This window comes from Pseudoduganella sp. HUAS MS19, from assembly GCF_053615455.1.
Window position 1 is genome coordinate 4,368,546 of the sequence record NZ_CM132133.1, and the last position, 21,790, is coordinate 4,390,335.

Below are 21,790 nucleotides of genomic sequence, written 5' to 3' on the forward strand. Positions count from 1 at the left end.
CCGGCGGCGCTCAATACGCTGCATCGTTCGCTCCCGCACCGCCGGCCTGTTCGGCCAGTGCCGCCTCCGGCAGGTTCTTGCGCACCTTCAGCGCGTATTTGATGCGCTTGGCGGGATCGCGCGCGTTGTAGGCCCCCACCGCTTCCCAGGTCACGCCCATGCGCTGCATGTTCTGCGCCAGGATCCAGGCGCCGACCTGGATGCTGGTGCAGGCGTCGTACAGGTCCTTCTCCTCCACGCCGTACTTGCGCAGCGTCGGCAGCCAGCTGCTGTTGATCTGCATCAGGCCGATATCGTAGCTGCCGTTCTTGTTGCGGTTGATGGCAGTGGGGTTCAGGCCCGATTCGGTCTTGGCGATGGCATACAGCAGGTAGGGATTGACGCGATACCAGGTCGCAGCCTCCTCCCAGCATGCGTGCGCGGGAATGCCGGCCAGCGACAAGGCGGCCGCCAGGGCCGCGGCGCGGCCCTTAATTGAGCGTGTGTTTTCCATTGGCGTACCTGAAGGTATGGTCCGGGCCGCAGATCAGCGGGTGAAAGTTATCGTCCATCACGATGGTGCCGGTCGGAAACTTCAATACGTCCCGCCCTTCCAGCTCGCTCCATTCCCAATAATGGCAGGCGCCACCGGCTACTTTATGGGACGTGAGATTGATCGACGGGGCCGCCATCCAGCTGCTGGCCTCGATCCTGCGCGCGGCGACGCCGCGCACCACATTGGCGTCGCGCTGCACCTCCAGGTCGCGGCCAGCCTTGAGGTCGCGGTCGGTGGAAATGTGGTCGGTCGCATGGATGGTGCCCGCCGATTCGATGGCTTGGGCCGCATGCAGGCTGCGCGCCCTCACCTCGCCCGGCGCATCGAGGTTGCCGTCCTTGTCCAAGGCAAGCGGCGCCCAGCCGGCGCCGTCGAAGGTGAAGGCCCGGCTCAGGTTCATCACCATGCGCACGTCGCCGCGCAGGCTGCCGGCCACCGGCAAGTCGCCCCAGCTTGCCACTGGCGCCTTCCACGACGAGGCCAGGTTCCAGTGCCCGGTGGCATCACAGCTGAGCAGGTTGCGCGTGCCGGCATCGATCGCCAGCCCCGGCTCCGCGACACCGCTGGCATTCACGCAGGAGTCGCCGGCCGCGACCAGCGCATCGGGGCTGAAACGCAATTGCGTGTTCATGCGATTGAGTTCCGGCTTGCCCGGCACTGCACCGCGGTAAAGGAAGTCAGCCCCCAGCTGGCCGGCGCCATCGTAGAAGAGGTTCGATACCAGGTGGCCGGCATCGGCCGCAGTCCCCTGCAGCACGGGTCCGGCGCCGCCGGCACAAGCGATGCCGCGGTAAGGCGTGGTATCCATGCGCCAGGATGCGCCCCGCGCAACCGCCGGTTCGCGCGCCGTGATGAAGCCGCTGCCGGGCCCCGCATGCAGGGCCACGGCGGCCAGGTCCTTGTCGCCGATAGGCTTGCCGCCGCTGGTGACCACCAGCGCGTCGAACTTTCCGGGCGCCGCGGCTGCATCGGGCTGGCGCACCAGGACGCAGGTGCCCTGCTGGTAGGCATTCAGGTCGGTGAACCCGGCCGGCAGGAAGCGCCCGGCGCGCAGCTGTTCCAGGCTGACCGCCAGCACGGTGGCGGCGCTGGGTGTTGCCGCCTTGATCTCGTCATGGTGGGCCTGCATATAGCGTCCTGCCGCATGCACAACCTGCGACTGGTAGTAGGCCGCCTGCTGGCCGCGCAGCTCGTCGAGCGAGTTGTCGCTCATGCCGGTCAAGCCAAGCAGTAGCACGGCGCCGACCGCCAGCGCCGCCAGCAGTTCCAGCATGCCCACACCCGACTGGTGCCGGCGGGCCATCATGGCGCCACCGCCAGCCAGACCGGCACGCCGTCCGGCAGGGCCAGGCTGGCCAGTGCCGACAGTGGGATGCCGGTGTCGCCGTACACGGGCGACTGCAGGTTGGCCAGGCCGCGCCGGTAGCTGCCGGCCAGCACTGAATTGCGGGCCAGGCGCACGATCTCGCGCGTCAGTTCGCGGCGCGGCAACTGGCGCGCGTAGATGTAGATGGTGCCGGCCGCATCGCGGTAGTTGCCCCACGGCGTAGCCGGCGGTCCCTCCAGCAGCGGCCAGTCGCGCAGCACGCCGCTGGCTTTCAGGGTATCGAGGTTGACGCTGGTGGCGCGCAGGTCGTGGGCCTGGAAATAGGCCACCACGGCGCTGCGGTAGTTCGCCATGCCCTCGGCGCTGGCTTCGGCCAGTTGCTGCTGCCCGGCCGCGGCATGGCGTTCGGCCAGCGCCACATAGGCGCCCGCCATCGACATCACCAGTGCCAGGATCACGACATTCCACATGCTGCCTCCCCGCGTGCATTGATAAGCCTCAGGCGCCCTTGAACGTCACCGCATTGCCGGCGCCGCCGGCCACCGAACACACCGTCGCGGCATCGCTGACCGTGGCCGGGAAGGTGGTGATGGCCTTGCCGGCCTGGCTGATCTCGACCCAGCCGCTGGCGCCGCTGATCAGGTTGACGCAGACATCCTTGGGTACCGCTGCATAGGTGATCTCGAAGCCGTTGGCGGTTCCCGTCACGGTGACGGCGCCGCCCCAGCTGTTCTTCAGGGTGTTGTTCTCGGTATTCCTGGCCAGGGTGCTGGGAATGGCGTTGGCCGCGATCAGCGTGGGCACCAGGCTCTCCGCCGGGTAGGTCTGGCCGATGTAGAGCTTGCGTACGGCCGTGCGCATGGCTACCGCTTCCTCGGTCGCCTGGTTCGACTTGGCGCTGCTGAAGGCGCCCCCCAGCAGCGACACGGCGCCCAGCACCACCACGGCGGCGATACCCAGGTAGGCGATCCCTTCCAGCAGGGAGGCGCCGTGCTGGCGGAACGGCGATGGCATGCGGCCGCGACGTTGCTGCGATTGGAACAGGTGATTCATGGTCATGCCTCCATAAATGTGACTGGTGTATCAGGTAAAACCGCTTCGGGCTAAGCGATGCCGCGCGTAGCGGCGGCGATTTCCTGCTGGATGCCGAAGAAGCCGGTCACCAGCCAGGCGATCACCAGTGCCAGCGTGACGATGGCAAAGCCGTTCAGTACTTTCATGCGCAGGGCGACCGCTTCCACGCCCTCCTCCATCCATTCGGCCGCCAGCAGCTTGAGCGCTTCCGAAAAGCCCTTGTAGTCGGCATACACGCACAGGTCGTCGATGATGGCAGGCGACGGGAAGCCATAGCCCGCATGGCGCAACGCTTCGCCGCAATTGAGGCCGGAGCGCACGCCCATCAGGGCGCCGTCCAGCCGCTCGCGCAGCCAAGGCTGCGCCTTGAGCGACAGCCGCGCCAGCGACTTCTCGACCGTGACGCCGGCTGCCTGCAGGGCGGCAAAGGCCATCAGGAAGCCGCTGCCGACGATCAGGCGGTAGATCGAGAACGGCGCGAAGCGGTCAAGGAATACCCTCAGGTTGCCGCGCCACAGCGGCAGCGATGCCAGCGTGGCGGCAATTACGGCCACCGTGCCAGCCACGGCAAACAGCATCCAGTCCTGCACCCAGAGCGACATGCGGTACAGCGACAGGGCCGCGCCGTGCCAGCCCGAAGGATCGACCAGGCGCGTGAACTGCGGGATCACCAGCGCCCCGAACAGCCAGATGTACAGCGCAATCATGGCCAGGATGGCCAGCGGGTAGGCGGCGCCGCTGAGGATTTCGGCCTTGATGCGGCGCCCCGCCTGCACCACGTCCACCAGCGCATGCAGGCTGCCCTCCAGCCGCCCGGACTGTTCGCCGGCCATGATGATCATCTGCTCGGTGCCGGGCACCCACCAGGCCAGCCCGTCCGACAGCAACTGGCCGTTCTGCACCGTGCGCCGGCAGTCGTCCAGCACCAGGGACAGGGTGGTATCGCCGCCCGGCCCCGCATTGCGCCGCGCCAGTTCCTCCAGGATGCGCAGCAGCGGCAGGCCGCCGGCCAGCATCTTGGCGATCTTGCGGTACAGGCGTACCCGCTCGGAGGCATTGAACTGGGTGCGCGCCCAGTAACGCACGATTTCAACGCGCATCGCAGCCCTCCTCCACCACTTGCAGGCGGCGCCGCGCCAGGGCGGCGCCTGCGTTCAGGTGGCCCAGCACCTGTTCGGCCATGCGCGGGTCGACCAGGCCGGCAGCGACCTTTTCCACCGCATGCTCGACCATGGTGCGGCCGCCCAGGGAGCGCAGCCAGTAGCTCAGGGCGGCGGCCTTGTCGCCGCGCCGCAGGTGGCCGAAGAACTCGTCGTCGGGAACGATGATCTCCGCGACAACCGTGCGCCCGATGCTGCCGTGGCCGCCGCAATGGTCGCAGCCAGGGCCGGTCACATGCACCCGCCGCAGGTCGGCCACCACCTCGCGCAGGCGGCCCATGACCGCAGCGGGCAGCGGCGCCGGGGCGGCATTCAGGGGCAGCTTGCAGTGCGGGCACAGGGCCTTGACCAGGCGCTGGCTGATCAAGCCGGTGACCACCGTATGGTCGGCCACCTGGCTGGCGGCCAGGCCCAGGTCGAGCAGGCGGTCGGCAATTGCCAGCGCGCTGTTGGCGTGGATGGTGGTCCAGACCTGGTGTCCGGTCATGGCGGCGCGTACCGCATTCTGCGCCGAGGCGCGGTCGCGCACCTCGCCGACCATGATGGTGTCCGGGTCCAGCCGCATGGCATTGGAGATGGCGGCCGCGAACAGGCGCGACCTTTCGTCTTCCGAACCGGCATTGGTGACCGAGGTCTGTACCGCCCCGTCGATCGGGTACTCGACCGGGTCCTCGATGGTCAGTACGTGGCGCCGTCCCTCGGCCTCGGCGATCTGGCCGGACAGGATGCGCTGCAAGGTGGTCGACTTGCCCGAGCCGGTCGGGCCGCCGATGATGTTCATGCCGATCGGCTGCTCCTTCAATTGCTGCAGCATGGCGGCCTGCTGCTCGCTGAAGCCGAGCGGACACAGTTCGCCGTCGCCGGCGTCGAGATACAGCAGGCGCAAGACCATCAGCGTGCCTTCGTTGGTGGGCACGGTGGCGATGCGCACGCCGTGCAGCTCGGGCGGCAGCTTGTCGCGGTCGGCGATGCTGGCATCCTGGCGCTCGGTCGGCTTGTAGGAGCTGTCGGAGACCGAGGCCATGGCGCCGTACAGGGTGGCCAGCAGGCGCTCGCCGTACTCGCGGGTCTGCACGCCGACCGGCGTCAGGTCGCCGCGCACGCGGAACAGGATTTCGGTGGCGCGCTGGCGCACCCGGATGTGGATGTCGGAAGCGCGCGCGGCGCAGGCTCGGCTCAGCAAATCCTTGGCCGTCACCTGCATCATCGAATGTTCCTGGCGCCGCTCGACCAGGGAACCGTTGCCGCTGGCATACAGGTGGCGCAGCTCGTCGATCTTCGCGTGCTCGACGCGGAACGGCTTCTGCATGCGCTGCAGGCGCGCCTGGTAGGACAGCACGTGCGCATTCATGTCCTGGCCGACCGCCACCAGCAGGCGGCCATCGGCCAGCAGGCACACCAGCTTGCGCTCTTCGGCGCTGGCTTCGTACTGGCCGGAGTGGCTCAGCACCGCAGCCCCCTGCAGCGGCGCTTCCGCCGGCGCGCTGGCCGCTGCCGGCGCGCCCCCCTGCATGCCAGGCAGCGCAATGCGCAGTTTCATCGCGCGCTCCTTGGCGCTGCTGCTGTCGGCATGGGCGCCGGCGTGCCGGGATTGAAGGCATTGACCTGCTGGGTATAGCCGGACAGGCGGATGCGCTTGCGCCCCGGCGCGCTTGCCATCACTTCATTGTTGCGGATCGAGACGATGCGCATGCCGCCCGGCAGGACGCTGCCGACCTGCACCTCGGCCACGCTGCCGTTGGACATTTCCAGCGTGGCGAACATGGTGTCGCCCAGCCCCTCCACGGCACGCACCACCGGGTCGCCGACCACCACGGGCTGGCTGAGCATCGCCCCCATGGTCTGCTTGGCGGCAATCTCGTTCTGTTTGGTGATGATCGACGATTGCACCTCAAGCTGCTTTTCGCGGGCTCGCAGCAGCATGGTCTCCGCCTCGATGCGGGTCAGGCTGGCGGCCGTGCTTTCCGCGCGCGCCACCGCCGGCGACAGCGTGCAGAGCGCCAGCGTCAGCGCAGCGACGCTCCTGGTCCGATTATTTTGCATAGATGACTCCTTCAAGTAACCACGCCATACCGCGATAGCTGATCTTTTCGATGCGCACGCCGGGCCGTTCCAGCATGGCTGCCAGCTGCAACGGAGCCACACCCTGCGCATCGAGCTGGAAGCCGAAAGCTTGCCAGTCCGGCGCCGCAGGGACTGCCGGTCCGGCCGGCCCCAGGGACGCGGCAACCGGCGCCGCCGCCCGCTTGTTCAGCCGCAGGGACAACCCGAGGTTCTGCATCTGGGCCATCAGCGGTTCGATCGCCTGCGGCGCCGCCAGCAGCTCCTCGCCGCGCGCCGCGGGCAACGCCGCCAGCGCCCCGTTCAGCGTCGCCTTGTCGCCGGTGGGATCGATCACGGCCTGCGGCACCGCGTCGCGCAGGGTGGCGACCGTGGCGGCATTGCGCGACCACGCATAGCTGAACTGGCCGCGCGTGCAGGTGTACTCGTCGAGCCGCCAGCCGCCGGGGGTCAGGTGGTCCAGGCGGTCGAAGCAGGCGCGGATCGTGGCCGAGGGCAAAGGCTGCCCGGTCCAGGGCCGCTGCACCGCGGTTGGCACGGCTGCGCGCTGCGCCACCATCGCCTGTTCGGCCTCGCGCCGCGCCTGCCAGTGCTTCCATCCGAAGAACAGGCCGGCGCCCACCACGGCCAGCGCCACGCCGGCCGCCAGGCGCCACTCCGGCGCACGCTGGGCCGCGATCGGGCGCAGGCGCCACCAGCGGAAGACCCGCAGGCTGCCATCCTTGCGCTGCGGCAGCAGGCTTTCGATGCGGCGTGCATTGAAATTGTGGAAGCCCTGGCCGGCCAGGCTTTCGTCGCCGATCACCACATTCCAGCCGCCCAGCGCATAATCGCCGTACAGGCGTTCCAGCACTTCTTCCTTGGTCCCGGCAAAATCGCCATTGGGCAGGAAGTTGGCATCGCGCACAGCAAAGTAGGCCCACTTCCCGTCCGGCAGCTGCAGCGCCGCCAGCCAGTTGTGCACCGGCTGCAGCAGGCCGTCATAGAAAGCGCCTTCCATCGCCACCGTCTTGGAGACGGCCGCTCCCAGCGAGTACAAGGTGCGCGCCGCGCCGTCGCTGCTTTGCGCGTAGCCTGCCTGCGCGGTCGACTGGTCGCGCCGTACCACCATCAGGTCGGAACCGATCTTGCGTCCCAGTTCCACCGCTTCACGCTGCAGTTCACGCGGCCGCGACAGCGACTGCCAGAACAGGCCGCAGACAAAGCGCGCCTTGTCGATCTGGATGATATGGATGCCCATGCCTTCCTCCTCAGGTACCGGCCATGGCCATCGGCGTGATCAGCACCACGATCACTTCCTTGTTGCTCTTGGCTTTCACGCCGCCGCCCAGCAGGTAGTTGTCCGGCTTGCCAACGCCCCGGCGGTCGACGTTTTCGTCGGTCTGCTCAAAGCCGCCGATGACCAGGGTTTCGCCCGACTTCATCGACACGCGCTGCAGGAAGTTGCGGGTATCGATCTCCGGCGATTCGATGCGGCTGGTGCCGCTTTCGATGACGCGGATGCCGCGCAGGGTCGAAATGTCGATGGAGAACTGCAGCATCACGGCGCCGTTGTTCAGGACATGGGGCAGGATGCTCATGTTGAAGCCGGAAGTCACCACGCCCGGCACCAGCGTGGTGGTGGTGCCGACCTGCGCCACGATCGAGGTCTGCGAACTTTGCAGGTAAGTGGTCTGGCGCGCCACCTGCACCGGCACCGGCTGGTTGTTCAGCGTGACCACCGAGGCGGTGGTCTGGCGCCTTACCTTGCCCTGCTCCGCCAGCGCCTTGGCCACCACGGTACTGCCGCTGAAGCGCGAGTTGCCGACGATGCCGGCCGACAGCGCCGACGCTCCCTGGCTGGTGTTGAAGGTGTTCTGCAGGCCATACTTGTTTTTCAGGCTGCTGTACACCAGGTTCCAGTTGATGCCGTACTCGTCGCCCTGTTCCAGGCTGACCGACAGCACCGTGACGTTCATCACGATCTGGCGCGACAGGGCCTGGTTGGCGTTTTCGATGTAGGCGCCGATACGGTCCAGCGTGTCGGGCGTGTCGACCACGGTGATGGTGCCGGTGGCCGGCGCCGCCAGCACCTTGCCGTGCGACGAGAGCATCACCTTGACCGCGCTCTCGATGCCGTTGTACACCGACAGCTTGGACACCACGCCGGTATTCTGGCTGTTGTTGGCCGAGACCGAGCTGCCGCTGTTGCCGCCATTGCCCCCGGAGCTGCCGCCCGATCCGCCGCCGGCGCCGGCCAGCGAAGCCGCGCCGCTGGTGACCGATGCGGCAAACGATGCATCTCCCGGCACGGCGCTGATCTGGAAAGTGCGCGCATCGGTGTGATAGAACTGGATCACGCCGTCGGCATACTTCCAGGATACGCCGAAGCGCGCCGCGATCGTATCGAGCAGGCCCTTGAAGGAACCGTTGGCATAGCTGACGCGGATGCCGCCCTGCAGGTCGGGCTGGAAGCTGACGCTGGCATCGGCCGCGCCGCTGCGCAGCGGCGCATCGCCGGCAAGCTGCTGTTCGCCCGGCATCCCCTGCGGCAGCGGCAAAGCAGGCACGCCGCCCGATGGCTGGCGCATGGCCGGCGGCGCCGGCAGGCGCCCGCCGCCGCGTTTGAAGGCGCTGGCTGCAACGCTGGCCGCGTCGGCATTGACGCGGCTCGGAATGCCCGAGCGCAGCGTCAGGCGCTCCGCCAGTTCGGACAGGGAATAGATGCTGCGGTCGAACGCCGCCGCCTGGTAGAACACGGCCGGCAGCGGCGGCTGCCCCAGCTTGACCACATTCTTGCCCAGCCAGATGCCAGGTTCGTGCACCACCCGCGCCGATGCGGGCACCACCGCTCCGCGCGCATTGCGCCCTACTTCCTTGACCAGGCCCGACGTCGCCCCGTCGGCGGCATCGGCATTGGAGGACACGCGATCGGCCAGGTCGGAACAGGCGCTCAGGGACAGCACCGCGCATGTCAGCACCGGCAGGCATTTCATGATCGGGCGGCGCATCATTGCACACCCCGGCCGATGATGCGCAACACCTTGTTACCCTTATAGAAAACGGCCTTGATCGGCATCTCCGCGCTATCCATGCTGCCCACCACCGTGGCAATCGCTTCCTCGAAAGTGCCTGGGACGGTGGTACGCACCTGCACCGCGTAATCGACCGGCAGCTCCCACAGCAACTGCCAGCCCGCCGCACCGGCCCAACGGGCCAGGGCCGCGTTCAGGGTCTTGTCGGCCGGGACGATGTCCCAGGCATCGGGTGCGGCACGCACGGCCGGTTCGCTGGCCGGCGCAGCCAGCGCGATGGCGCGGCCCTTGCCGGCGGCGGACCGTACGGCAGGCTTGGCCGGCTTGCTGCTCGCCGCGGGCTTCGCCGGTTCCGCAGCAAACGTGCCGCAGCACAGCGACAGTCCAAGCGCCGCGAAAGAGGCCCGGGCCGCGCCATTCAATATGATATTGAGGTTCAACGCTCTTCCTCCTGATGGCCATTGCTGGCAGATGACATCAACAAAGCCTTGCCGCCGCCAGGAGCGCTTGCATCGCAAGTGCGCCAGGGCTAAGAGAAATATAGACGAAAGTGCATTCCGAATTTCTCAACAAGGCTCAACAATCCCCACCCCGCGGGGGATCGCGTATCAGCGCTGGTCGGCGCTGACGGCGGCGGGGATCAGGGCCCAGGGCGAGCGCTCGCCCGAGGGTGGCGCGGGTGCGCGCATTTTGGCCGGCGCCGCATCCTTGCCGGCCGGTGGCGCCGGCAGCGGCAAAGGCAAAGGCAGTTGCGTGGTTGCGGATTTCCCCGGCGCCGGGGGTGGCGGCAACGCGGCCGCCATCTGGCGCGAAGCCTCCGATGCAGCGCCGCCCCGGCGCGCGCCGCCCGCCGCAGGCGCCGTGTATGCCCGGTCCGAACCGCTCAGGCGCGGCGTGATCAGGAACAGCCTCTCGCGCGTGCTGCGCGACTCGGTCTGGTTGCGGAACAGGCCTCCGACCAGCGGCAGGTCGCCGAGCACCGGCGTCTTCTGCTTGTCGCTCGCCATCCGCTCGGCGCGGTAGCCGCCGATCATCAGGGTCTGCTGCAGGTTCACGATGGCCTGGGTGCTGATGGTTGAACGCGTGACGCGCACATTGCTGCGGGAATCCTTGCCCGGGCCGCTATTGCCGGCGCCATCCAGCGAACCGTCCTCGATGTCGACTTCCAGGTGCACCTTGGAGCCATCCGCCTCACGGATAAGCCGCGGGATCACGCGCAGCATGGTGCCGGCCGTGATATCGGCCAGGTCGGCGACGCGCTCGCCCACCAGGGGCACATAGGCGGTCTGGCTCAAATCGAGCACCGCGGCCACGTTATCCAGCGTCAGCACGGTCGGCGTCGCCAGCACGCGCGCCTCTCCTTTGGCCTCCAGCGCCTTCAGGCGGGCATAGAAGCGGTTGATATTGCTGATCAGGAGCGTGGCGCCCGGCAGCGGCAGATCGCTTCCCTGCGATTCGCCTGCCGTGGAATTGAAAGTCAGGTTGCTGGTGCCGGCCCGCACGCCCCACTCCACGCCCATCTCGGCCAGGTTGCTGCGGTCCATGTCGATGATCAGCGCTTCGATCTCGATCTGCTGCGGCGGCACGTCAAGTTCGGCGATCAGGGCCGCGTACATCTCGCGCTGCTGCACGTCGTCGTAGATCAGGATGGCGTTCATCGCCGCACTGGCTTCGATGCGCGGCTTGCCGTTTTCCGGGCTGCTGCCCTGCGGCTTCTTCCCTGGGCCCTCGCCCTGCAATGGCGTTGCAGGCAGCGGCGCATTGCCGCCCTGTGCCGGCGAGAAGATCGGCACGAAGGCATTGCCGCGCGGCGCTTCCTGCACGGTGCCGGGGCCTGACTTGGGCCGGTGCGAACGCTTCGGGCTGCCGATGTCGAACTGGTTGGTGTCGGCCAGCTTTTCGGCCGTGCTGGGGCCCAGCAGCAGCCCGCTCAGAATGGTCTTCACGCCCGGGATGATCTCGCTCTGGCCGCGCGCATTGATGGTACGGTCCATGGCGCTGGCGTACTTCAGCCGGAATACCATCACGCGCCTGCCGCGCGCCTTGGCGCGCTGTTCGTCCGGCAGCAGGATCTGGCGGGCGAACTTCACATAGCTGCGCGGGCCGCTGACAATCACCGTGCCAACGTCGGGCAATTCGCCCCAGCCGAAACGCTCATCGAACAGTCCGACCCCGACCAGGGCCGCCTTGGCATCCTGCACCGCATCGTCGCCCAGGTCGAGCCGCGCCGAAGTGTGGTCGCTGGCGGGAACGATGTACAGCACCTCGTTGTAGACGAACCAGCCGCACTGGCACAGCGGCGCCAGGCGGTTGAGGAATTCGCTGCCGCTGTTGGCGGCCAGGCGGCCGTTCATCACTTTCTGGCCCGCCACTTCCATCGAGATGCGCACGCCATACACGCGGCCGAATTCGTCCAGCACCGAGCGCAGGCTCATGCCGCTGGCGTTGATGGCGAAACCCGTGCCTTTCCAGGAAGCCGGAACGGCTGCCAGGGCGCTGGCCGGCACCAGCAGCAGGGCCAGCAGCCAGGCGGCCAGCGGCCAGCGCAGGCGAATGAAGGCGGCAGCGCACCTCATCGCTGCGCTCCCGCGAACAGGGCGCGGATGCGCTGCTCGTTCTGGCCTGACGGATGATGCTGGCGCGGGCGCGCGGGCGCCATGGCGGCACGCCACATTGCGAGCTGGTTGAACAATTGCTCCAGGGCCGGCGCCGCGTCCTGCCAGCATTCCGCCTGCGGCAGCCATTGCGACAGGACCAGCGCGCCGTCGGCACGCACGGCCAGGCCGGCTTCGAACTGGCGCGCACCCTGGAAGCCGATGCGCATTGCTTCTTCAAGCTGGGCATCGCTTGGCTCGCGCAGCAAGATGGCGCCCAGTTCGGCGCCGCCGGCTGCCGGCTGCAGATAGGCCGACTCGCCGTCGAGAACGAGCGGCGCGTCCAGCGGCAGCTCCGCCAGCCAGCGTCCGATATCGTCGCTCATGGCTTACTTCGCTTCGTTGAGAACGGTTTTCAGGGGCTTTTGCAGCAGGTTGAACTGCGCGGTCATCGCGCTGTGGGTCAGCGACTGCTGCTCCAGCAGGCGCGTGAACTCTGCCGGATGGGGTTTCTCGCCGTTGGCCTGGCGCCGGTAGAACTCCTGCAACTGGTCGCCGATGCCTTCGAATTTGCGGTCAAGGCGATGCAGGGACTGCACGACGGGATTCAGCTTGCTGGACATGGCGCTCTCCTGAGGGTGATGTACAGGTGAGTGGCGCCGCAGGGGATGCCGGTTCGCCCGGCAGCGGAAAATTCAGGCGGGTGACCGCATGGCCGGCAAGCCGGCCAGCGCCTGGCGCAAGGCGGCCGCCGCTGCGGTGAAGTCGGCACGCCATTGGCCGCTGTCAGCCTCCAGCCTGCAGGTGCCGGGTTCCAGGCTGGGGTCACTTTCACAGGGCCAAGGCAAACCCTGGGGCGCAGGCATGTCCTGCGGGTGCAGGCGCAGCACGGCGTTCAGCAGCTTGGGCGGCGCCTCTTGCAACAGGCGGCGGCAGGCAGCGGCAATCCTTTCCTGTGCCGTTGTCTCCAGCACCAGCCGCTCATACAGGGTGGCTGCCAGCTCGGCCACCATGTCCTGCGCCTGCTCCTGGAATGCGGCCATGACGGCCTCCATGCCCTGCTGCAGCTGCATGCCCTGCCCGAGCACGCGCGCCTGCGCCTCGTGGACGGCCAGGCGCGCCTCCTCCCTGGCCGCTGCCAGCAGCTGCTCGGCCTCGTGGCGGCCTTGCGCGATGATCTGCCCAGCCAGCAATTGCGCATCGGCCGTGCGCTCCAGGGCCGCGCCGCGCAGTATGCCGTGCAGCGGCAACAGGCGCGGGTCCGCTTCGATACGCGCCACGCAAAAGGCAGTCATGCGAACTCTCCTTGTAGTTGCCGCCTGCCCGCCTGCTCCAGGCACAGGGCCCAGCAGCGCAGGCGCCGGCGCGCGGCAGCGCCGCTGGCCACGCCAGGGGCAAGGCCGCGCAGCATGAATCCTGTCAGCGCAGCTGCTGCATCGTCGGCCATTTCAGGCGCGAGCGTGAGACGCAGGCGGTCCCACATGCCTGGATAGCCGGCCTCCAGCGAGCAGGCAAGTTCGCGCAAGCCGTCGCGCTGTATGTCCCCCCCCGGCGGGCAAAGCCGTACCAGCGGCTGGATGGCGGCCGTGCCAAGGCTCCAGCGCCGCTCGCCCACAGGCAGGCATGCCAACGCGCCATGCCTGCCCTCGCGTGCGGCCAGCAAGGCGCCGTACAGGCGCGCCGCGGCAAGCAGCAATGCGGCGTCGCATGCTGCGAACCGCTGCCAGCCGCCATCGAATGCGCGGGGGAAGTCGGGGCGCACGCCATGCTCGCCGCACCACAGCCGGTAGCCAAGGCGCCGGGACAGCGGCGCCGCATCCTGGGCATGCAAGGCTGGATTGAACCACCAATCAAGGAATTTCCCGCTTTCCGAATATGTCACGGCTACTCTCCCGCCGCCTGGGCGGTGCGCCTGCGCAGGCCGGCAAACAGGCGATGCTTGCGCAGCAGGCCATGGCCGGCATAGGCGATACCGGCCAGCACCAGCGCCCCCAGTACCGCCAGCGCGTAGCGCAAGCCGGACGCCGATTCCTCCGCCACATGGAAGGGCCCGACCTTGGTCCAGGCTGGCGGCGCCGGCGCAGCTTCGGCGGGCGTCATCACCACCGACACCTTGTTGCGGCCTTCTTCGCCGCTCAGGCCCGGTATGCTGGACGACACCAGGCGCCGCACACGCGGCGTTATCGCGTCCTCGTCCAGCGGCGGACGATAGCGGATGAACACTGCGGCCGACGACGGCTGGATGGCTTCGCCCGGAGCGATACGTTCGGGCAGCACCACGTGCACCCGTGCCGACAGCACCCGGTCAAACAGTTGCAGGGTCGATTCCAGCTCTTCCGACAGGCCGTGGATATAGCGCACGCGCTCCTCCATCGGCGAAGAGATCATGCCCTGCTTCTTGAACACCTCGCCCAGGTTGGAGCGGCTGCGGCGCGGCAGCCCCGCCGCCTGCATGGTACTGGTGGCACGCGACAGGTCCGCCTCCCTGACGGTCAGGCTGACGCCAGTCTTGTCCTGGTGCTTCTCGACCTCGATGCCCTGGCCAGTAAGGGCAAGGACGATCTCGTTGGCGTCGGCATCCTGCAGCGAAGCCTGCAGGACAACCACCTTGCTGCAGCCCGCCAGTGCAAGGACACACACTGCCACGTTGAATAGGCGCTTGAACATGGCGCTTATTGCAGCTTGGTCAGCGAGTCGACCGAGCTGCTGGCCCGGGAAACCACCTTCGAGATGGTCTGGACGCGCAGCTGATAGTCGTTCAGGGCCAGCATGGCGTGCATCAGGTGCAGCGAATCCCCGCTGGCGGTGGCGCGCTCGAGCATACGCGACACATACTGCTGGTGGCGGTTGACATCACCGGCCAGGCCGGCGGCACGTTCGGCCATGACAGCCGCCAGGCTGTCCTGGCCGATGCCGGGCGGCGCCAGGTCCTGCTGGGCGCCCGAGCGGAACTGCTGCTGTTGCACCTGCAGCTGCACCTTGAAGTTTGCCGCGCCTTCGCCGGCCGCAGCGGCGTCAGGAATTTGCGGCGCCGGCTTGCCGGCCAGTCCTGACGCGGCACCTTGCACCGCCATGCTGAGTCGAGTATCCACGCTGCCTCCAGAAGAAAGTCAATCCGCTGCCGATGGGTGGCTGGCGGGGCGCCTGCGGTTCCCTTACAACTGCTCCTGCAGGTCCAGGCAGAATACGCCGCCGCAGCCATGGCTGTTCGCCGGGTCGCAGCCCGCGCCGCCGCAGCGCCGCTGGCACGCCAGGCGCGATCCCGGCCGAACCGGCGGCAGCGCCGCTGCGGTTTTCGGTACCAGCCGGCGCAGCAAGGGATGGCCCTGGGCGCCGGACATGGCAAGATGCCGCGCCCGGTCCTCGCCGCCGCTCTCGCCAGTGTAGCCATCCCCGGGCTCACGCGCGGCAAGGTATGCAGGCGGAGCAACGTCATCGCACATCGTATCGGCAGCCAGGGCGGCAGTGTGCGGCATGTACAACGGGCACCCGCCCGCCGCCTGCGAGCGCTGTGGACGCGGCCGCGGCACCTTGCCCTGTTTGCCGTGGGATAGGGGTACCGATTCCGCCTCCGGCGGCGCAACGGGCTGTCCCTGGCCCAGCGGCTCCTTAGGCTTGATCCGCATTTCGGTCTCCTTGTGCCGCCGCTTCCTCCGCGCTCAAGCCGCGCATTCCGGGCGGCGGGTCGCCGTACGCCTCCAGTTCCACTTCGCTGCCCTGCTGTCCCAGGCGCTGCAGTTCCAGCACCACGGCGTAGACCTGCGCCACCGCTTCGTAGCTGGTACGCGGCACGTCCGTATCCGGCTTGCAGCCGGCGTACAGGGTGCGGGCCAGCCAGACGTGGCGGATGATCGGGATGCCGCGCAGGCGCGCGCGCGCCATCATGGCCTGCGCCGTCGTGTCGCGTCCCTTGGCCAGCACCTGCGGTACCATGCCCGCATCGGGATCGTAGAATAGCGCCACCGCGAAGTGGCTGGGGTTGACCACCACGGCATTGGCGTCGTCGGTGCGCTCCACTGGCGCCTCATTGGCCCATTGGCGCGCCAGCTGTTTGCGCTGGCCCTTGACCATCGGATCGCCTTCCGATTCCTTGTATTCGCGCTTGATCTCTTCCATGTCCATCATCAGTTCCTTCTTGTGGAAGTACCTCTGCGTCGCGAAATCGATCGCCGCCAGGCCAAGGCACACGATAACGACGCAATGGAAGATGGACTTGAGTACCGCGATAAAGCCGAAGTAGGCGTCCTTCGGCTCGCCGGTGCAAAGCTGCACGATCGCCGGCAGGGCGCCGCGCGCAAGCACATACACGGTCCAGCCGATCAGGGCCGCCTTGCCGACCGCAATCAGCAGCTCGACCAGCTTCTTTTTGGAGAATAGCTGCTTGAAGCCGTTGACGGGATTGAGCTTGTCGAACTTTGGCGTGACCGCTTCCGGCGCGATCAGGACCCCGAACTGTCCCCAGTGCGCCGCCACGCCAACCACGATGCAGATCAGGAAGAAGCTGCAGAACGAGACGATCAGCAAGGTGCCCGCGGCCTGCAGCATGTCCCACAGCGTCGCCTCGAAAGGACGACCCACGCTGGCGATGCCGAGTTCGAACAGTCCATCGAGCTGCCCGCGCCACAACGGCTCCGTCGCGAAAGCCGCCTCCGCCACGGCGACCAGGGTTGCCAGGCGGGCCAGGTCGCGGCTGGTCGCTACCTGGCCCTTTTTTCGGGCATCGTCGATCTTCTTGTCTGTCGGCTCTTCGTTCTTTTCTTCGCTCATGCTGCGCTCCGTACAAGGCGGTCACGGCCCGCGATGGGCGCCGAGCAGGCCGGCCGCCAGGTCGAGCAGGCTGGAAAAATCACCGGCCACATGATGCGACAAAGTTGGCCAGTACAGCAGCAGGATCACCACCCCCAGCAAGCTCTTTATCGGCGAAGACGCAAAGGACACCTGCAGGTTGGGCGCAAACACGCCGATCATGGCGAAGGCCAGTTCGACCAGGACCAGGGGAATGATCACAGGGGCGCCGTACACCACGATGTGCCAGAAAAGCTCGCCGAAGCGCTTGACAAGCAGGTCCATGTGCCCCGGCTCGTACGGCGGCGCCAGCGACCAGGCCGGCCAGGTGGCATAGCTTTCGACCAGGATGCGCGCCAGGGCGACGAACAAGCCCGCCTGCACCATGACCAGCACCACCGCCTGTACCAACACGCCGCCGATAATGCTGGCATCGCGGTCGATCCCGGCGTTGTTGGTCTGGATCTGGACCGGCGAACGCTGGCTGTCCAGGATCGAACCCACCGACTGCACCGCCCATAGCGGCATGGTGGTCAACACCCCCAGCAGCAGGCCGATGGCTGCCTCCTTGAAGATCAGCATGCCGCAAGTGAGCATATCTGGCCCGAAACGCTGCACCGCATAATAGGTCGGCAGCGCCGCCGGCAGCGCGATTGCCATCGCTGCCATGTTCTTTGCCATGCCGGTCAGGACGTTCAGGCCGAAGCCCGGCAAGATCACCAGGCAGACCAGCACGCGCGGCGTCGCCAGTGCCAGCGCCACCAGCGCATTCTGTATATCCAGCAGCAGCGAAGGCTGCATGGCGCTGATCTCAGGCATTGCCTAGCGTCCCACGGCCGGCAGCAGGGTGAAGGCCAGGTCCGTCAACTGGATCAACTGCACGCCGATCCAGCGTCCCATGCTGGCCAGGGTAACGGCCACTGCCACCAGCTTGACCACATAGGGCAAGGTCTGGTCCTGGATCTGGGTCACCGCCTGCACCAGCGACACGGTCACCCCGCACAGCGTTGCAATGACCAATGGCGGCGCGGAGAGCATCACGGCCAGCCACAGGCCCTGCTGGAAAAAGTTCAAGGTATCTGCCACGGGATTCCTTTCAGGCGTAGGATGCGGCCAGCGCATGCAGCAGTTTGCCCCAGCCCCCAACCAGCGTAAACAGCAGCAGCTTGAGGGGAATGGTGATCGTTTGCGGGCTGACCTGCTGCATGCCCAGCGCCATCAGCAGGTTCGATACCAGCAGGTCGATCACCACGAACGGTATGTAGATCAGGAAGCCGATCTCGTAGCCGGCCTGCAGCTCGGACACGACGAAGGCCGGAACCAGGACCAGCAGGTCGTTGTTGCGCGCCTGTTTTGCATAGTCCTCCGGCCACAGCTTCTTGGCCGATGCCAGGAACAGCTCACGCTGGTCCGGGTTGCCATGCTTGATCATGAAATCCCGCAGCGGCTCGAAGGCATCGATGGCTTTGGCCAGCCCCGGTGGCGCCTGCACGCTGCTGCCCGGCGAAGCGGGCTGCGCCATGCGTTGTCCGATCTGCTGGATCGTCGGCGCCATGATGAAGCCGGTCAGCACCAGCGCAATGCCGTAGATCGCCAGCGTCGGCGGCACTTGCTGCACGCCGATGGCGCTGCGCAGCACCAGCATGACCATCGACAGCTTCAGGAAGGATGTCGTCGTAACCACCAGCAGCGGAATCAGGGCCAGTCCCGCCAGCGTCAGTGAGAATGAAACGACGTCCGGCTGCCCGTTCATCATGCCGCGCTCCAGGAAGTGATGCGCACGCCCAGGCGCCCATCCACATCCACCGCTTCGCCACGCCCAAGGTGACGGCCGCCGCACACGATGGCGATGCTGTCTGCGCTGCCTTGCGACAGCTGCAGCACGGCTCCGCTGGCGAGCGTGCGCAACTGGCCCAGGCTTAGCTGGAGCGTGCCAAGTTCAAAACTGATTGCCAGCGGCAGCTGGTCCAGGGCGGCTTCCTCTGCGCCGCCCGCTTCGTCTTCGCTGTCGTAGTTCAATTGTGTCTCCATGGTGAGAATGGTGAACAGGCCCGGGGCCGCATAGCGCACTTGCGCCTGCACTCCGCCCAGCGGCACGCGGCCCACGCCCTGCGTATCGAAGCGGGTAACGTCCGGCAGGATGATGTCGCCTGCGCCCAGTTCCTGCAGCGCCGCCGCAGGCAGGCGATGGCTGCCCAGCCTGACACGCAGGGATACCGGCAAGGCATGCAGCGCGTCCAGCGGCCGTGCCCTGGGCCGCCATGCGTGGTGCTCCAGCAGGGCGAGCCAGGACTCGGGCGATGCGCTGATCCGGGTGCCGGCCATATGCGCACCGTCGCCAAGGCGCAGGTACATGGAGGCCAGCCCGCCAGTCAAAGGAGGCACCGCGTCGCGCCGCAGCGCCCGCATGCAGCCCAGCGGCGTTTCCGCCAGGCGGCCCAGCAGCGCCCCATCGAGCCACGCGCGCTGCGCCTGCGGCGCCGGCTCGGCTGCCATGGGATCGATGCCGGTAAGGCCGTGCAGCAATGCGGCGCCATCGTCCAGGTAGAACAGGCCGTGCGGGCCTTCCAGGCCCAAGCCGCCTGCCCCGGCCGGCGGCTGCGCACCGGCGGCGGGCGTGACAGCTTCCAGGTGCAGGGACATGCCGCCATGGCTGCACCATAAGCCGCCCGCCACGCTGCGGCTCAACGCCGCACTGGCGGCGCTGAGCGCCTCTTTCTGCAACCGCACGGCCTTCGCATCCGCGGCAGGCAAGCACTCCGTTCCAGCCATTCCAGCCCTCCGCTTACAGTATGGTCAGGGTCACATCCTTTCCTATACGTCGTTCCAGGTGGACGCTTAGTTCCTTTTGCTGGCCACGCAGGCGCTCGGCCAGGCCCTTGCCGGCCGGCTTCAGGTGATAGGCAACGCAAGCCGGGCCGGCGTCCACTGCCACGGCCATCGTCTCGCCGCCGGGCAGTTGCACTTCGAAGATGCCGCTCATGTTCCCTGCGGGGAGCAGCGCCACGATGTCCTGCGCGTCGAACGCTTGCCCGTATGCCGCTGCAGCACCCGTCAGCGCTGCTCCAGGATCGCCTTGCCCGCCATCGGCACCGTCATCGCCCCGCCCGCGGCCCTGGCGGCCTTCCTGCCCGCTTGCGCCCGCGCCTTCGCCAGTGCGCCAGTCTTCCAGCTTATCGGCCGGCTGTTCGCGCGCAGGATTGGACGGCGCACGGGCAGTGCGCGGCGGCTCAGGCTGGGCCGGCGCGGCCGCTTTGCCGTGCACCCGCACCGGCCTTGGCGGCGCCTGTGCCGGCGTGGCCGGCTGGGCCGCGGCTGCAGTGGCCAGGCGCCATGCCGGCGCAGTTAGCGGACGGCGGTTTGACCTGCCGGGCAAAAGCTCGTCCAGCCATCGTCCCGGCATGGCCGGCGGCAGGCGGTTCATCCGGCCTCCCCGGCCTGGCGGGCCAGGGCACGCAGCTCATCGCGCATGATGCCGAGCTTCTCCTGCTGCCGCTGGGCGCGCCGTGCCTCGCTCCGTGCTGCGAAGAAGCGCGCGCCTGCCTGCCGGGATTCCCGCACCGCTTCCTGACAGCGCAAGTTCAGGCTGGCCGCCTCTTCCTTCATCCGCGCATGGCGCGCCTTGGCAACGTGGAACTGGCCCGTGGTGATCGTCATCTGCAGGAACCGGGCGCGCGCCTCCTGCCAGAACTGCGCGGCCTGCCGCACCGCCTCGCGCTTGCGCAACTTGTAGTCGTGCAGCGCCTGGCGGCTGGCGCGCCAGCTGTCCCGGGCACTGCTGCGCTCACGTTCGAGCCGCCCCAGTCTTTGCTTGCGCACGTGCAGCAGCTGGTCCAGGCTGCGGTCCGGCCGCTTAGGCTCGGCCACGTCAGTCACTTCCCGCCTGCCGCGCTTCATGACTGCATCCCCAGCAAGGTATCCAGCGTTTCCTGGAACGGCGTGCCGCTTCCGCTGCCGGTGTACTGGCGCAGGAATTCCAGCTGCGCGGGGCGCAACTGCATGGCGCGGTCGGCCACCGGGTCGGCGCCCGGCTGGTATTCGCCAAGGCGTATCAGCAGTTCCATCTCCTGGTAGCGCGCCAGCAGTTCGCGGAACTGCCCGGCAGCCGCGCGGTGTTCACGCGTGGTCACATTGCTCATCACGCGGCTGATGCTGGCCAGGACGTCGATGGCAGGGTAATGGCCCTGCTCGGCCAGCTTGCGCGTCAGCAGGATGTGCCCATCCAGCAAGGACTTGGCCTCGTCGCCGATCGGGTCGGAAGCCGATTCGCCATCCACCAGCACCGTATACATGGCGGTGATCGCCCCGTCCGGCGTGCTGCCGGCGCGCTCGATCAGGCGCGGCAGCATGGTGTAGACCGACGGGGTGAAGCCGCCGCGTGCCGGCGGCTCTCCGGCCGCCAGGCCGATCTCGCGCTGGGCGCGGGCAAAGCGGGTCAGCGAGTCGACCAGCAGCAGCACCTGTTTACCGCGCGCCCGGAAAGCCTCGGCAATCGCCGTTGCGGTAAAGGCGGCGCGCGCCCTTTCCATCGACGTGCGGTCGGAGGTGGCGCAGACGATCACGGTCTTGCGCACCAGTTCGTCGTCCAGTTCGTGTTCCAGGAATTCGTTCAGTTCGCGGCCACGTTCGCCGATCAGGCCGAACACGATCGCTTCGGCCTGGCAGCCGCGCGCAATGGCTGCCATCAGGGTGGTCTTGCCGCAACCGGGGCCGGCAAAAACGCCGATGCGCTGGCCCAGGCCCATGGTCAGCATGCCGTCGATGGCGCGCACGCCGGTAGGCAGCGGCGTGACGATGCGCGGCCGCTCCACGGCCTGCGGCGCGTCGCGGATCACCGGCACCGTGGTGCGCCAGGTGCCCACGACGCCGCTGGCAGCCGGCGCGCGGAACATCTGGCGGCCAAAGCCATCGAGCACGCTGCCGAACAGGTGGTCGCCCGCTTCTATGGTATGCGCGCGCCGCAGCGGTTCGATCACGGTGTTGCTGGAAACACCTTCCAGCGGACTGAGTGCGGACAGCACGGCGCAGCGCTCGGTAAAGCCTACCACCTCTGCCAGCATTGGCGCGCCGCCGCGCTGCTGGTCGTACAGGTGGCAAAGCTCGCCGATCTGCACCGGCGGCATATGGGCCTCGATCAGGGTGCCCAGGACCTGCGCCACCTTGCCGCGGCTGGTGAACCCCGGATGCGGCGGAAGCTGCGCCCTCCATGCCGGGATGGCTGCGCGCATTTCCTGCAAGGC

The 21,790-nt window shown here is 67.8% G+C and carries 26 protein-coding genes; all 26 read right to left on the reverse strand.

All coding sequences use genetic code 11. From position 1 onward, the window contains the following. Nucleotides 1-10: 10 nt before the first annotated feature. Nucleotides 11-493: a lytic transglycosylase domain-containing protein gene (locus ACWBU6_RS19660; protein ID WP_452645080.1), complete on the reverse strand. Its 483-nt coding sequence runs from the start codon at nucleotides 491-493 to the stop codon at nucleotides 11-13. Then, a complete protein-coding gene (pilV, locus tag ACWBU6_RS19665; protein ID WP_452645081.1) occupies nucleotides 471-1,841 on the reverse strand; it encodes a shufflon system plasmid conjugative transfer pilus tip adhesin PilV in 1,371 nt (456 codons plus the stop codon). Before pilV ends, ACWBU6_RS19660 begins: the two co-directional genes overlap by 23 nt. Beyond that, nucleotides 1,838-2,332 carry a type IV pilus biogenesis protein PilM gene (pilM, locus tag ACWBU6_RS19670; protein ID WP_452645082.1) on the reverse strand — a complete coding sequence of 165 codons (495 nt, stop codon included), beginning with the start codon at nucleotides 2,330-2,332 and terminating at the stop codon, nucleotides 1,838-1,840. Before pilM ends, pilV begins: the two co-directional genes overlap by 4 nt. A 28-nt stretch (nucleotides 2,333-2,360) precedes the next feature. Continuing rightward, nucleotides 2,361-2,915: a type 4 pilus major pilin gene (locus ACWBU6_RS19675; RefSeq protein ID WP_452645083.1), complete on the reverse strand. Its 555-nt coding sequence runs from the start codon at nucleotides 2,913-2,915 to the stop codon at nucleotides 2,361-2,363. 50 nt (nucleotides 2,916-2,965) lie between these two features. Continuing rightward, nucleotides 2,966-4,036 (reverse strand): type II secretion system F family protein, encoded by a 1,071-nt coding sequence (locus tag ACWBU6_RS19680; protein ID WP_452645084.1) that lies wholly within the window; start codon nucleotides 4,034-4,036, stop codon nucleotides 2,966-2,968. Then, complete coding sequence (locus tag ACWBU6_RS19685; protein WP_452645085.1) at nucleotides 4,026-5,636, reverse strand: GspE/PulE family protein; 1,611 nt, start codon at nucleotides 5,634-5,636, stop codon at nucleotides 4,026-4,028. Before ACWBU6_RS19685 ends, ACWBU6_RS19680 begins: the two co-directional genes overlap by 11 nt. Continuing rightward, a complete protein-coding gene (gene pilP, locus ACWBU6_RS19690) occupies nucleotides 5,633-6,139 on the reverse strand; it encodes a type IV pilus biogenesis protein PilP (RefSeq protein ID WP_452645086.1) in 507 nt (168 codons plus the stop codon). Before pilP ends, ACWBU6_RS19685 begins: the two co-directional genes overlap by 4 nt. Continuing rightward, entirely contained in the window at nucleotides 6,129-7,397 is a 1,269-nt protein-coding gene (gene pilO2, locus ACWBU6_RS19695; protein ID WP_452645087.1) for a type 4b pilus protein PilO2, read from the reverse strand. The genes pilP and pilO2 overlap by 11 nt, the downstream gene beginning before the upstream one ends. A gap of 10 nt (nucleotides 7,398-7,407) precedes the next feature. Further along, entirely contained in the window at nucleotides 7,408-9,132 is a 1,725-nt protein-coding gene (gene pilN, locus ACWBU6_RS19700; RefSeq protein WP_452649587.1) for a PilN family type IVB pilus formation outer membrane protein, read from the reverse strand. A gap of 14 nt (nucleotides 9,133-9,146) precedes the next feature. Next, entirely contained in the window at nucleotides 9,147-9,611 is a 465-nt protein-coding gene (locus tag ACWBU6_RS19705) for a TcpQ domain-containing protein (RefSeq protein WP_452645088.1), read from the reverse strand. A gap of 168 nt (nucleotides 9,612-9,779) precedes the next feature. Beyond that, nucleotides 9,780-11,747, reverse strand: a complete 1,968-nt coding sequence (sctC, locus tag ACWBU6_RS19710; protein WP_452645089.1) for a type III secretion system outer membrane ring subunit SctC — start codon at nucleotides 11,745-11,747, stop codon at nucleotides 9,780-9,782. After that, nucleotides 11,744-12,151 carry a hypothetical protein gene (locus tag ACWBU6_RS19715; protein ID WP_452645090.1) on the reverse strand — a complete coding sequence of 136 codons (408 nt, stop codon included), beginning with the start codon at nucleotides 12,149-12,151 and terminating at the stop codon, nucleotides 11,744-11,746. The genes sctC and ACWBU6_RS19715 overlap by 4 nt, the downstream gene beginning before the upstream one ends. A gap of 3 nt (nucleotides 12,152-12,154) precedes the next feature. Further along, on the reverse strand, nucleotides 12,155-12,388 hold the full coding sequence (locus tag ACWBU6_RS19720) for a hypothetical protein (protein WP_452645091.1): 234 nt from the start codon (nucleotides 12,386-12,388) through the stop codon (nucleotides 12,155-12,157). A gap of 72 nt (nucleotides 12,389-12,460) precedes the next feature. Then, nucleotides 12,461-13,060, reverse strand: coding sequence for a FliH/SctL family protein (locus tag ACWBU6_RS19725; RefSeq protein WP_452645092.1), 600 nt, complete (start codon nucleotides 13,058-13,060; stop codon nucleotides 12,461-12,463). Beyond that, nucleotides 13,057-13,647, reverse strand: a complete 591-nt coding sequence (locus ACWBU6_RS19730; RefSeq protein ID WP_452645093.1) for a hypothetical protein — start codon at nucleotides 13,645-13,647, stop codon at nucleotides 13,057-13,059. The genes ACWBU6_RS19725 and ACWBU6_RS19730 overlap by 4 nt, the downstream gene beginning before the upstream one ends. Nucleotides 13,648-13,649: 2 nt before the next feature. Further along, a complete protein-coding gene (gene sctJ, locus ACWBU6_RS19735) occupies nucleotides 13,650-14,432 on the reverse strand; it encodes a type III secretion system inner membrane ring lipoprotein SctJ (protein WP_452645094.1) in 783 nt (260 codons plus the stop codon). A gap of 5 nt (nucleotides 14,433-14,437) precedes the next feature. Beyond that, on the reverse strand, nucleotides 14,438-14,857 hold the full coding sequence (locus ACWBU6_RS19740; protein WP_452645095.1) for an EscI/YscI/HrpB family type III secretion system inner rod protein: 420 nt from the start codon (nucleotides 14,855-14,857) through the stop codon (nucleotides 14,438-14,440). Nucleotides 14,858-14,920: 63 nt separating this feature from the next. After that, nucleotides 14,921-15,391, reverse strand: a complete 471-nt coding sequence (locus ACWBU6_RS19745; protein WP_452645096.1) for a hypothetical protein — start codon at nucleotides 15,389-15,391, stop codon at nucleotides 14,921-14,923. Beyond that, nucleotides 15,375-16,532 (reverse strand): type III secretion system export apparatus subunit SctU, encoded by a 1,158-nt coding sequence (sctU, locus tag ACWBU6_RS19750; protein WP_452645097.1) that lies wholly within the window; start codon nucleotides 16,530-16,532, stop codon nucleotides 15,375-15,377. Before sctU ends, ACWBU6_RS19745 begins: the two co-directional genes overlap by 17 nt. 21 nt (nucleotides 16,533-16,553) lie before the next feature. Continuing rightward, on the reverse strand, nucleotides 16,554-17,369 hold the full coding sequence (sctT, locus tag ACWBU6_RS19755) for a type III secretion system export apparatus subunit SctT (RefSeq protein WP_452645098.1): 816 nt from the start codon (nucleotides 17,367-17,369) through the stop codon (nucleotides 16,554-16,556). A 3-nt stretch (nucleotides 17,370-17,372) separates the two neighbouring features. Next, nucleotides 17,373-17,636: a type III secretion system export apparatus subunit SctS gene (sctS, locus tag ACWBU6_RS19760; RefSeq protein ID WP_452645099.1), complete on the reverse strand. Its 264-nt coding sequence runs from the start codon at nucleotides 17,634-17,636 to the stop codon at nucleotides 17,373-17,375. 10 nt (nucleotides 17,637-17,646) lie between these two features. Beyond that, nucleotides 17,647-18,306 (reverse strand): type III secretion system export apparatus subunit SctR, encoded by a 660-nt coding sequence (gene sctR, locus ACWBU6_RS19765; protein ID WP_452645100.1) that lies wholly within the window; start codon nucleotides 18,304-18,306, stop codon nucleotides 17,647-17,649. Beyond that, nucleotides 18,303-19,322: a type III secretion system cytoplasmic ring protein SctQ gene (gene sctQ, locus ACWBU6_RS19770; protein WP_452645101.1), complete on the reverse strand. Its 1,020-nt coding sequence runs from the start codon at nucleotides 19,320-19,322 to the stop codon at nucleotides 18,303-18,305. Before sctQ ends, sctR begins: the two co-directional genes overlap by 4 nt. A 13-nt stretch (nucleotides 19,323-19,335) precedes the next feature. After that, entirely contained in the window at nucleotides 19,336-19,974 is a 639-nt protein-coding gene (locus ACWBU6_RS19775; RefSeq protein ID WP_452645102.1) for a hypothetical protein, read from the reverse strand. Then, nucleotides 19,971-20,447, reverse strand: a complete 477-nt coding sequence (locus ACWBU6_RS19780) for a hypothetical protein (protein ID WP_452645103.1) — start codon at nucleotides 20,445-20,447, stop codon at nucleotides 19,971-19,973. Before ACWBU6_RS19780 ends, ACWBU6_RS19775 begins: the two co-directional genes overlap by 4 nt. Continuing rightward, nucleotides 20,444-21,778: a FliI/YscN family ATPase gene (locus ACWBU6_RS19785; RefSeq protein ID WP_452649588.1), complete on the reverse strand. Its 1,335-nt coding sequence runs from the start codon at nucleotides 21,776-21,778 to the stop codon at nucleotides 20,444-20,446. The genes ACWBU6_RS19780 and ACWBU6_RS19785 overlap by 4 nt, the downstream gene beginning before the upstream one ends. Nucleotides 21,779-21,790: the final 12 nt, after the last annotated feature.